Origin of the sequence: Streptomyces zaomyceticus (genome assembly GCF_014656215.1) — a bacterium.
In the GTDB taxonomy this organism is placed as follows: domain Bacteria; phylum Actinomycetota; class Actinomycetes; order Streptomycetales; family Streptomycetaceae; genus Streptomyces; species Streptomyces zaomyceticus.
Genome location: NZ_BNBZ01000015.1, coordinates 176,015 through 186,499 on the forward strand (window position 1 = coordinate 176,015; position 10,485 = coordinate 186,499).

A 10,485-nucleotide genomic window follows, 5' to 3' on the forward strand; every position below is an offset into this window, starting at 1 on the left:
GAGGGCCCGCGCCCTGCACCGATCCTCCGCCCGCCCCCGGCCTCCCGCGGTCCGACGGCCGGCCCCCGCCCGAGAGCGGGACGGACGACCCGGGGGTCGACCGAACGGTTGACCCGGACTCCGCCCCCGAGTCCCCACCCGCCACTACCGTGACGGCATGACCGAACCCTGGCAGGAGTCCGCCCCCGGCGTCCTGAGGCTCCCCTCAGGACGGCTGGTGCGCGGCCGTGCCCTGCGCCGCCCGGTGCCCGAAGGGCCCCGCCCGACCTTCGCCGTCCATCTGCTCGGCAAGCGGCCGCCCGAGGTCCCCTGGGAGTCCGTGTGGCTCCGCTGGCCCGACTTCCGCCTCCCCGCGGACCGCGACACGGCCCGTGCCGTCCTCACCGACGCCTGGGAACGCGCCGCGGAGGAACGGGTCGAGGTCGCCTGCGGCGGCGGGCGGGGCCGGACCGGAACGGCCCTGGCCTGCCTCGCCGTCCTCGACGGGGTCCCGGCGGACGAGGCCGTCGAGCACGTCCGCCGTCACTACGACCGGCACGCCGTGGAGACTCCCTGGCAGCGGCGCTACGTGCGCCGCTTCGGCGCCTGACGTCCGCCTCGGCGCCCGGTGCCGTCTTCAGCGCCTGACGGCGTCCAGGAAGCACGTCACCCGCTCCAGGCACAGCGCGGCGGCCTCCGGCACGAAGGACGGCGCGCCGCGCTCGGTGAACAGGTGCGCGGTCCCCGGGTACAGGAACAGTCTCCGGTCCGACGCGCCCGCCACCAGCGCGCGGGCGGACGCCAGGTCGCCCTCGTCGACGAAGTAGGGGTCGGCGTCCATCCCGTGCACCTGCGCGGGCACGCCCTGCGGCCACGCGGCGCCGAACTCGGCCACCGGCACGCAGGCGCCGAGCAGCAGGGCGCCGAGCGCCCCGGCCCGGGTCTGGGCCAGTTTCTGGGCGGGCACCACACCGAGCGAGATCCCGGCGTAGACGATCTCCTCGGGCAACTCGGCGGCGGCCCGCTCGCCCCGCGCCAGCAGGGTGTCGAAGCCGATCTCCCGGGCGTACCCGACGCCGGCCTCCAGATCGGTGAACGTACGACCCTCGTACAGATCGGGCACGTGCACCGTGTGCCCGGACCGGCGCAGCGCGTCGGCGAACGCGCCGACCCCCTCCGTCAGCCCGAGCGAGTGGTGGAAGAGCAGAACCTCAGCCATGTCGTCATCCCCGGTTCACCGTGCGTGGCCCGCCCCACTGCGGCGCAGGCCGTTCGGGAGGCAGCATGGCGTACGGCACTGACAACGCCCGGAGACGCGCGGACCGGCCCCCGGAGCACCCGGGGGCGACGGCCTCGGCGACGGCCGGGGAGACGAGGGAGCGGATCGGACGGCCGGGCCGTTCTCCTTCGGGTCGGGCAGGGTCCGGAAGCGACGAACTAGAGCATCGGACGGTGCGGCAGGACGGCGCCCGCCTGGCCCACGACACCCGCGTGCCCGCCGACGCCCATCTGCCCGCCGACACCCGGGTGTCCGCCGACCGCCATCTGCCCGCCCATGCCCGTGTGCCCGCCGACGGCCAGCTGCGCGCCGACACCCGCGTGCGCGACGGCGCCCTGGGGTGCCTGGACGCCCTGCGGGGGCACCTGGATGACCCGGCTCAGGTCCCGCAGAACCTCCTCCGCGACCTGGCGGACGTCACCCGGAACATCCCCCCGCTCCCGTATGAGCTCGGCGTAGATCGGTGCCGTGCCGTCCGCGTGGTTCATGGGGCTCGCTTCCTTCGTCTGCGCCGGTGGTGTCACCGACAGGGCGACGGCGAGTCTACGGGGCACCACCGACACACCCCGGCTCGGGAGTCCGCACACCGCCCCGTGCACGCCCGCTTCCGCCCGATAATCGCTGTCCTCCCCGGCCCCGCGCACCCAGAATGGATCAACGAACAACCGGGAGGGACCCCATGAGCCAGGCGACCCTGACTCTGCACGACCTGATGCCGTCCGACGAGCTCGACGCCGCTCTCGCCGAGGGGCATGTCACACGGAAACGGCACCCCGAGCTGCCGCTGTCGATCTACACCTACACGCGCGCGTGTCAGTACGCCCAGCACTGGAACCGGGCGACCAGGCGCTGCCGCGGACTCGTCGCCGACGACACCACCGGCCGGATCGTCGCGCTGCCCCTCCCCAAGTTCTTCAACATCGGCGAGCACGCCGCCGGACGCCCCTACGCGCCGCCGCTGCCCGACGAGCCCTTCGAGGTGTACGACAAGGTCGACGGCAGCCTCGCCGTCGTCTTCCACTACGACGGCCGCTGGCACGTCGCCTCCAAGGGCTCCTTCACCAGCGCCCAGGCCACCTGGGCACAGCGCCGGCTCGACGCCGCCGACACCACGGGCCTGACGCCCGGCGTCACCTACCTCGCCGAGATCCTCTACCCCGGCAACCGCATCGTCGTGAACTACGGCGAGCGCCGGGACCTCGTCCTGCTCGCCGCGTTCGGCGGCGACGGCACCGAGACCCCGCTCGCCGAGGCCGCCGCCGGCTGGCATCCCGTGGGATCGATCGTCCGGACCTGGCCCGCCATGAGTGTCGCCGAGCTCGTCGCCCTGACGGAGTCCAACACGCTCCCCGGCGGGCACCGGGCCACCGGCACCGACGCCGAGGGCTTCGTCCTCCGCTTCGCGTCCGGCCTGCGGGCCAAGGCCAAGCTCGCCGAGTACGTACGCCTCCACAAGGTGCTCACCGGTGTCACCGAACGCGACATCTGGCGAGGCCACGGCATCCAGCGCTTCGCCGCCGTGCCCGCCGGTGAGCTCGCCAAGGGCCTCGGCTGCGCGGTCGCCGACGTCGAGGCCTCCGGCGGCAAGCCCCTGGACGCCCTTCTGGAACAGGTGCCGGACGAGTTCGACGCCTGGGTGCGCGAGGTGATCAGCCGCCTCGAAGCGGCCGCCGCCGACCGTGAACGGGCCGTCGACGAGGCATACGCGCGGCTTGCCCACCTCGCAGGAGACCGGGGTGCCTTCGCCCGCGCCGCCGCCGACGTGACCGACCGCGGTCTGCGCGCCGCACTCTTCCTGCGCCTCGACGGGCGCCCCACCGACCTCCTCGTCTGGCGGCAGCTGCGCCCCGGGACCACCGACCCCTACACCCACGACCAGGAGAACTGACCATGCCTGTCGTCCACGTCATGACCGGCCTCCCCGCGTCCGGGAAGACGACGGCCGCCCGTGCCCTCCAGACGACCGCCGAGGGACAGGTGCGGCGGGTCAACCTCGACGACCTCCGCGCCATGCTCGACCTCCCCTCGCCGGACCGCGGCCGGTCCCACAAGCACGAGCAGACCGTGCTCGGCATCCAGGACTCCGCCGTCCGCGCCGCCGTCGACGACGGCTTCGACGTCGTCGTCGACAACACCCATCTGACCCCGTACATCCCGAAGCGGCTGAAGGCCGCCGTGGGCGGCCTCGCCACCTTCGCCGTCCACGACTTCACCGACGTCCCCGTCGACGAGTGCGTCCGCCGCGACGCCGCCCGCGAGCGGCCCGTGGGCGAGGAGATCATCCGCATCCTCGCCGCCAAGCACGCCAAGGCCACCCGGGGCGGCTGGCGGCTCACCGCGGAGTGGCTGAACGACCGCCCCACCGTCGGAGCGCCCTACGTCGCCGACCCGAGCCTCCCCGGCGCCGTCATGTGCGACATCGACGGCACCCTCGCCCTGCGCGTCGACCGGGGCCCGTACGACTTCACCCGCTGCGACCGCGACCTGCTCAACGTCTCGGTACGCGACGCCCTGCGCGCCTTCCGGCACAGCGAGCGGGACCGGATCGTGCTGCTGTCCGGCCGGAGCGAGGACCACCGCGCGCTCACCGAGAGCTGGCTCGCCCACCACCAGGTGCCCTACGACGAACTGTGGATGCGGGCCTCCGGCGACGGACGCGGCGACGACCTCGTGAAGGCCGAGCTCTTCGACGCCCATGTGCGCCACCGGTACGCCGTCCGCGTCTCCCTCGACGACCGCGACCGTGTCGTCGCCCTCTGGCGCCGGATGGGCCTGCCCACCTGGCAGGTCAACTACGGCGACTTCTGACCGGCCCCGCCGGGGCGGGACGGCCCCGCCCCGACGGGTGGAGCCGCCCACCCCCGCCGTCGTGTCAGGATCGTGGGATGGTGGAAAAGATCATCGCGGCGTGCGACGGCGCGTCCAAGGGAAACCCGGGCCCCGCGGCCTGGGCATGGGTCATCGGCGGCGCCGACGGGGCGATCGACCGCTGGGAGGCCGGCCCGCTCGGCCGGGCGACCAACAACGTGGCCGAACTGACGGCGCTCGAACGCCTGCTGGAAACACTCGACCCGGCGGTGCCGGTCGAGGTCCGCATGGACTCCCAGTACGCCATGAAGGCCGTCACGACCTGGCTCCCCGGCTGGCGCCGCAAGGGCTGGAAGACCTCCTCGGGCAGCCCCGTCGCCAACAAGGACCTGGTCGTCCGCATCGACGCGCTCCTCACCGGCCGGGACGTCGACTTCGTCTATGTGCCCGCGCACCAGGTCGACGGCGACCCCCTCAACGACGCCGCCGACCGCGCGGCCAGCCACTCCGCCCGAACGCAGGAGCCCATCGGCTCCGCCGCCGGTGCCCCGCTGCCGCCGCCGGAAGCGCCGACACGCGCCTCCGCGCCCCGTGCGCGCTCCTCAGCGCCGTCCGGCTCCGCCGCCGGCTCCTCCCGAGGCCCGGCCGCGAGCCGGACACGCCCGTCCGGCGCAACGCTGAAGGCGCGATTCTCGGGCCGCTGCCGCTGCGGCAAGGCCTACGACAAGGGCGAGACCATCGCGAAGAACCCCGACGGCTGGGGCCATCCCACCTGCGTCTGAACCCTTCCGCCGTCCGACTGGCGGGCGGCTCCGTCCGTTGTTTGAGACCGGCCGGCCCGGGCACGCGCGAGCCTTCACCCACGCGTGTATCCGGGTTCGCCCGGGGTTCTGTTCTCGGAGCGCTTGTGGCTGCATACTGTCCTCCTCGCACCGGTGACGAACCGTTTTACCTGCTTATTTGTCGCTCTCACGACGTGGTCGGCACCGGCGAGAACCTCCCCCTTGCTGCCGCCCCGGTGACCCCTCGGCGGAAGCTTTCCCTGCCCGTGAAAGACCCGAGGATCCGTGCCAGTACCTGTTCTCCTGACCGGGCGCTCCGTGCGCCTGGAGCCGCTGGCGATGCGGCACGCCGAAGCCCTCGCCCGGGCCGGCGGGGCGGACCGATCGGCCTACGCCTTCACCCCCGTACCCGACGGCTTCGAATCGGCCCTCGATTACATCGCCCGCGCCCTGGCGGATCAGGCGGCAGGACGTTCCCTGCCCTTCGCCCTGATCAGCACGGCCGACGAGCGAGTCATCGGCTCGACCCGGTTCCTCGAACTCGACTACTGGCGGGGGCCGCTGATCTGGCCGCCCGTCCCCGGGATGCCCCACGGAGATCCGCTGACCTCCGTGCCGGACGCGGCCGAGATCGGCAACACCTGGATCGCGGGCGACGCCCGGGGCACCGGCATCAACACCGAGGCCAAGTACCTCATGTTCCGACATGCCTTCGAAGCCTGGGGCGTACGCCGCATCACCATGCGCGCCGACGCCCGCAACACCCGCTCCAGAATCGCGATCGAGCGCCTCGGAGCAAGCTGCGAAGGCGTCCGCCGGGCCCATTCCCGCGGTCTCGACGGAGCCGTCCGCGACACGGCCTTCTACTCGGTCCTCGACGAGGAATGGCCGACCGTCCGGGACATCATCGAGCTACGTCTGTCCGCACCCCGCCAGGTGCGCGTCCCCCAGGACCTGCTCCCGGCCTGACCCCTTACGGCACCGCTCCGGCGGGCGCTCGCGCCCCCGCCGGAGCGGTGGTTCCATGGAAGGGACGGGGAGGACTCGACATATGAGGACGCGGGGTAGCGGCCGTCACAGACCGTGCACCGTGCAATCAGGATCCGCGAGAAGCGGATGAGTCCTTCCCGCCCCGGGCCTCCGCGCCTTCCCCGCCTCGTGCCTCCGCACCCCAGGGCCTCCGCGCCCCCGGCCTCCCAGCCCCGGGCCTCACCACCCCGCGTCTCCTTGTCCCACGCGTCCCCGCCCCGCGTCCTGCCGCCCCCCGACGCCCGGCCCGGGCCCGCGCCCACGGCCCCGGTGTCGTCGCCGCGGATGCCCTCCCGGCACCCCGGGCGGCCGCCGGGGCGTCGACCCCCTCCCCTTCGGGAACGCACACGCACCGCTCTCCGGATCCGCGTCGAGCACATCCGAACGCGCCCGGTACGGTGATCGCAACAGTGAGCAGCGCCACCCGAAGGGACCGAGTGATCGTGCCGACCGGAACCGCCGACGTACTCCTCCGGACGGAGGGCCGGGCCGGATTCATCACCCTGAACCGCCCCCGCGCCATCAACGCGCTCACCCACGCCATGGTCCTCGCCGTCGACGCCGCCCTGACGGAATGGGAGCACGACCCGGCCGTCACGACCGTCGTCATCGAGGGCGCGGGGGAGCGCGGTCTCTGCGCCGGCGGAGACATCCGCGCCATCCACGACGACGCCCGCGCGGGCGGATCGGCGTCCGAGGACTTCTGGCGCGACGAGTACCGGCTCAACGCCCGTATCGCCCGCTACCCCAAGCCGTACGTCGCCCTCATGGACGGCATCGTCATGGGCGGCGGCGTCGGCGTCTCCGCGCACGGCTCCGTCCGCGTCGTCACCGAACGCTCACGGATCGCCATGCCGGAGACCGGCATCGGCTTCGTCCCCGACATCGGCGGCACCCACCTCCTCGGCCGCGCCCCCGGCGAACTCGGCACCCACCTCGCCCTCACCGGCGGCCACGTCGGCGCCGCCGACGCGATCCTCACCGGCCTCGCCGACCACTTCGTGCCCTCCACCGAACTGCCCGCCCTGGTAGAGGACCTGACCCGCCTTCCGGCCGAGGAGGCCGTCGCCCGCCACACCACCACCGCCCCGCCCGGCGTCCTCGCCGAGCAGCGGGAGTGGATCGACGCCTGCTACCCGGCCGAGACCGTCGAGACGATCGTCGAGCGCCTCATCGACACCGGCGCGCCCGCCGCGAAGGAGGCGGCCACCACCCTCCTCGCCAAGTCCCCGACCGCGCTCAAGGCGACCCTGGCCACCCTGCGCCGCTCCCGCGCCCTCGGCACCCTGGAAGAGGTCCTGGACCTGGAGTTCCGGGTCTCCTGCGCCGCGCTGCGCACCCCCGACCTCGTCGAGGGCATCCGCGCCCAGGTCGTCGACAAGGACCGCGACCCCCGCTGGACCCCCGCCACCCTCCCCGAGGTCACCGACGGGGCCGTCGCCCGCTTCTTCACCGCACCGCCCGGCGGCGACCTCGGTCTCGCCGCCGCCCGCCGGGCCCACGAGGACCGGGCGACCCGGGACCGCGTGTGACCACGAACGCCACCACCTCCTTCCAGCCCGTACTCGACCGGATCGCGGAGGAGATCGCCGAACTCACCGAGCGGGGCACCCCGGCCGACTACATTCCGGCCCTCGCCGCCGGCGACCCCACCGACTTCGGCATGGCCGTGGCGGAACTCGACGGCACCGTCTACGGGGTGGGGGACTGGCGCCACCCCTTCTCCACCCAGTCCGTCACCAAGGTCTTCACCCTCGCGCTCGCCCTCGCGGGGGAGGGCGACACGCTCTGGGCCCATGTCGGCAGGGAACCGTCCGGCGACCCGTTCAACTCCCTCGTCCAGCTGGAGTACGAGAACGGCATCCCGCGCAACCCGTTCATCAACGCCGGTGCCCTCGTCGTCACCGACCGCCTCCACCGGCTGACCGGCGACGCCTCCGGCAGCCTGCTCGCCTTCCTGCGCGCCGAGAGCGGCAACCCGGACCTCTCCTTCGACGCCGGCGTCGCCGCGTCGGAGGCCGCCCACGGCGACCGCAACGCGGCCCTCGCCCACTTCATGTCCTCCTACGGCAACATCACGGGACCCGTCCCCGACCTGCTGCGCGAGTACTTCCGCCAGTGCTCCCTGGAAGCCTCCTGTGCCGATCTGGCCCTGGCCACCGGCTTCCTGGCCCGCCACGGACTGCGCGCCGACGGCTCACGGCTGCTGACCCGCAGCCAGGCCAAGCAGGTCAACGCCGTCATGCTCACCTGCGGCACCTACGACGCGGCCGGCGACTTCGCCTACCGGGTGGGCCTTCCGGGCAAGAGCGGGGTCGGCGGAGCCGTCGTCGCCGTCGTGCCCGGCCGCTGCACCCTCTGCGTCTGGAGCCCGGGTCTCGACAGCCGGGGCAACTCGGTGGCCGGTGTGACCGCCCTCGACCGGTTCACGACCATCACGGGCCTGTCCGTCTTCTGACCCCTCCGTCTTCTGAACCGTCCGTCGTCGCGCCGGGCGGCATGCCGTCCGGCGCGCTGGGCATGCTGCCCGGGTGGCCGCCCCGCCGGACCGAGGAGACCCCGTATGACCGTCCCGACCCGCATCCGCACCTCCGCGAAGGCCGTCGTCCTCCACGAGGGCTCCGTCCTCCTCACCCGGAACATCTGGAACGGCAGAGAAGGCCGGTTCCTCCCCGGCGGCGGGCAGGAGACCGGTGAACTCCTGCCCGACACGGTCCGCCGAGAGGTACGGGAGGAGACCGGGCTGACCGTCCGGGTCGGCCCGCTGCTCTGGGTCCTGGAGGGCTGGATCGACGACCCCGGCCCGCTGGCCGCGGAGAACCACCACCGGGTCGAGATCGTGTTCCTGTGCACCGTGGTCGGCAGCCCCGAACTCCTCGGCGGCACCGAGGAGGACGTCGACCAGATCGGACTCGACTGGGTTCCCCTGGAGAAGATCGCCTCGCTGGAGAGCCTCTCGCCCCGCTACCGCGACCACCTGGCGCTCCTCGCCTCCGGGGACATCCCCCGAGCGTCCTACCTGGAGCGCCGGTCCGTCCCTTCCCGATCCTGACAGGCCCGCCCGGCGAGCTCCGGAGGAGACCCCCTAGCCCCGGCGCCCCAGCCGGACCGTGACCGTCTTGGGCCGCTGGTACTCCTGGAGTGCCAGGGTGCTCAGATCGGTGCCGTGGCCGGAGGCGCCGCGGCCGCCGTGCGGAAGCTCCGCCGTCTGGACCAGATGGCAGTTGAGCCAGGTCTCGCCCGCGTCCAGGGCGGCGACCAGTTCGAGCCCCGTCGTGAGGTCGGTGGTCCACACGCTCGCGGCGAGCGCCTGCGGCACCCCGTTCGCCAGGGCCAGGGCGGCCGGGAGGTCATCGGTCCGCTGGACGGTGAGCAGCGGACCGAACACCTCCTCGGTGACGGCCGGATCGTCGTCCGGGAGGTCCGCGAGGAGCGTCGTGGGCCGCCAGTGCCCCGCCTCCTCGCCCGGCGCCGGGGCGACGCCCCCGACGAGGTTCCGCTTGGCTCCCGAGGAGGCGATCAGCCGGTCGTAGCGGTCCGCCTGGTCCGGGTTGTTCAGCGGGCCGAAGTCCCGGCCCGCCAGCCGGGATCCCAGAGCCGCCGCCAGTCCCTCGACGGCGGCCTCGTAGTTCTCCGGCAGCGTGATGACCCGCGCCGGAGCGGCGCAGCTCTGCCCCGCGTTGTACGTGACGGCGTCCGCCAGTGACTCCCAGGTGTCGTCGGGCGCGTCCGGGAGGACGATCGCCGGGGCGTTGCCACCCAGCTCCAGACTGACCCGCCGCGTGCCCGCGCGCGTCGCCACGTCCGCCCCGGCCCGACCGCTGCCGGTGAACGCCACCATGTCCACCGCCGACTCCACGAGGAGCCGCCCGGTCTCCCGGTCGCCGGGAAGATGAACGAGGACGTCCCGGCCCAGGGCCCGCGCGGCGTGCTCCGCGAGGAGTTCGAGGCTGTCGGGGGTCGTCTCGGCCGGCTTCACCACCACCGTGTTCCCGGCCGCCAGGGCCGGCGCGCACCGCCAGGCCGCCATCAGCAGCGGATAGTTCCAGGGCACGACCACACCGACCACGCCGATCGGCTCCCAGCGCACCCAGCTCTCGTGTCCCGCCACCAGCAGGCCCGCGGCCGGTGCGGTGCGGGTCCGCGCCGCCATCGCGAAGAACCGGAACAGGTCCGCCACCTGCTCGATCTCGCCCGCGGTCTCCGACTCCGGCTTGCCCGTGCCGGCCCGCTCACGGGCCGCGTACTCCGCCGCGTGCTCCTCGACCAGGCCCGCCAGGCGGTCCAGTCGACGCCCGCGGTCCTTGGGGGTCAGCGTGCTCCAGTCGGGCAGCGCGGCCCGAGCGGCGGACACGGCCGCCCCGACCTCGGGCAGCCGAGACCGCACGGAGGTACCGCGCGGCGCCCCGGTCCTGGGGTCGGTCAGATCGACGGGGGGTGTCGGGAGGATGGTGCTCATGACGGCCTTTCGCGGGATCGATCGCATCGCTGCGCACAACGGGCTCGGTGGAGGGGACGCGGTGGAACCGCCGGGCGGGTCACACGTCGTACGAGCGCAGCCAGAGCTCCAGGGTGAGCACCAGCCACAACTTGCCTCCCTGCCGGGGC

11 protein-coding genes are annotated in these 10,485 nt (G+C 73.7%); 8 read left to right on the plus strand and 3 right to left on the minus strand.

Going from position 1 to position 10,485, the window contains the following annotated elements; all coding sequences use genetic code 11:
• Positions 1 to 157 precede the first annotated feature (157 nt).
• On the plus strand, positions 158 to 589 hold the full coding sequence (locus IE311_RS20875; protein ID WP_189833262.1) for a protein-tyrosine phosphatase family protein: 432 nt from the start codon (positions 158 to 160) through the stop codon (positions 587 to 589).
• A 27-nt stretch (positions 590 to 616) separates the two neighbouring features.
• Here IE311_RS20875 and IE311_RS20880 read toward each other — a convergent pair whose 3' ends face one another.
• Both IE311_RS20880 and IE311_RS20885 read right to left on the minus strand, forming a co-directional pair.
• On the minus strand, positions 617 to 1,198 hold the full coding sequence (locus IE311_RS20880; RefSeq protein WP_189833263.1) for a dienelactone hydrolase family protein: 582 nt from the start codon (positions 1,196 to 1,198) through the stop codon (positions 617 to 619).
• Positions 1,199 to 1,416: 218 nt separating this feature from the next.
• Positions 1,417 to 1,746 (minus strand): hypothetical protein, encoded by a 330-nt coding sequence (locus IE311_RS20885; RefSeq protein ID WP_189833287.1) that lies wholly within the window; start codon positions 1,744 to 1,746, stop codon positions 1,417 to 1,419.
• 191 nt (positions 1,747 to 1,937) lie between these two features.
• On the opposite strand from IE311_RS20885, the gene IE311_RS20890 reads away from it, so the two are divergent.
• The 7 genes from IE311_RS20890 to IE311_RS20920 all read left to right on the plus strand — a co-directional run bounded on the left by IE311_RS20890 (position 1,938) and on the right by IE311_RS20920 (position 8,929).
• Complete coding sequence (locus tag IE311_RS20890) at positions 1,938 to 3,146, plus strand: T4 RnlA family RNA ligase (RefSeq protein WP_189833264.1); 1,209 nt, start codon at positions 1,938 to 1,940, stop codon at positions 3,144 to 3,146.
• A gap of 2 nt (positions 3,147 to 3,148) precedes the next feature.
• Positions 3,149 to 4,066: a phosphatase domain-containing protein gene (locus tag IE311_RS20895; RefSeq protein WP_189833265.1), complete on the plus strand. Its 918-nt coding sequence runs from the start codon at positions 3,149 to 3,151 to the stop codon at positions 4,064 to 4,066.
• A gap of 77 nt (positions 4,067 to 4,143) precedes the next feature.
• Positions 4,144 to 4,848 (plus strand): ribonuclease H family protein, encoded by a 705-nt coding sequence (locus IE311_RS20900; RefSeq protein ID WP_189833266.1) that lies wholly within the window; start codon positions 4,144 to 4,146, stop codon positions 4,846 to 4,848.
• A 285-nt stretch (positions 4,849 to 5,133) separates the two neighbouring features.
• Positions 5,134 to 5,817 carry a GNAT family N-acetyltransferase gene (locus IE311_RS20905; RefSeq protein WP_189833267.1) on the plus strand — a complete coding sequence of 228 codons (684 nt, stop codon included), beginning with the start codon at positions 5,134 to 5,136 and terminating at the stop codon, positions 5,815 to 5,817.
• Positions 5,818 to 6,314: 497 nt separating this feature from the next.
• Entirely contained in the window at positions 6,315 to 7,409 is a 1,095-nt protein-coding gene (locus tag IE311_RS20910; RefSeq protein ID WP_189833268.1) for an enoyl-CoA hydratase/isomerase family protein, read from the plus strand.
• A complete protein-coding gene (locus tag IE311_RS20915) occupies positions 7,406 to 8,335 on the plus strand; it encodes a glutaminase (protein ID WP_189833269.1) in 930 nt (309 codons plus the stop codon). Before IE311_RS20910 ends, IE311_RS20915 begins: the two co-directional genes overlap by 4 nt.
• A 105-nt stretch (positions 8,336 to 8,440) precedes the next feature.
• Entirely contained in the window at positions 8,441 to 8,929 is a 489-nt protein-coding gene (locus IE311_RS20920) for an NUDIX domain-containing protein (RefSeq protein WP_189833270.1), read from the plus strand.
• A 33-nt stretch (positions 8,930 to 8,962) separates the two neighbouring features.
• Here the strand turns inward: IE311_RS20920 and IE311_RS20925 are convergent, their stop codons facing one another.
• Entirely contained in the window at positions 8,963 to 10,336 is a 1,374-nt protein-coding gene (locus IE311_RS20925; RefSeq protein ID WP_189833271.1) for an aldehyde dehydrogenase family protein, read from the minus strand.
• Positions 10,337 to 10,485 lie beyond the last annotated feature (149 nt).

Coding starts and splice junctions, on each gene's coding strand:
- IE311_RS20920 (WP_189833270.1), top strand. CDS start 8,441: ATGACCGTCCCGACCCGCATCCGCACCTCCGCGAAGGCCGTCGTCCTC.
- IE311_RS20900 (WP_189833266.1), top strand. CDS start 4,144: ATGGTGGAAAAGATCATCGCGGCGTGCGACGGCGCGTCCAAGGGAAAC.
- IE311_RS20880 (WP_189833263.1), bottom strand. CDS start 1,198: ATGGCTGAGGTTCTGCTCTTCCACCACTCGCTCGGGCTGACGGAGGGG.
- IE311_RS20885 (WP_189833287.1), bottom strand. CDS start 1,746: ATGAACCACGCGGACGGCACGGCACCGATCTACGCCGAGCTCATACGG.
- IE311_RS20875 (WP_189833262.1), top strand. CDS start 158: ATGACCGAACCCTGGCAGGAGTCCGCCCCCGGCGTCCTGAGGCTCCCC.
- IE311_RS20925 (WP_189833271.1), bottom strand. CDS start 10,336: ATGAGCACCATCCTCCCGACACCCCCCGTCGATCTGACCGACCCCAGG.
- IE311_RS20890 (WP_189833264.1), top strand. CDS start 1,938: ATGAGCCAGGCGACCCTGACTCTGCACGACCTGATGCCGTCCGACGAG.
- IE311_RS20895 (WP_189833265.1), top strand. CDS start 3,149: ATGCCTGTCGTCCACGTCATGACCGGCCTCCCCGCGTCCGGGAAGACG.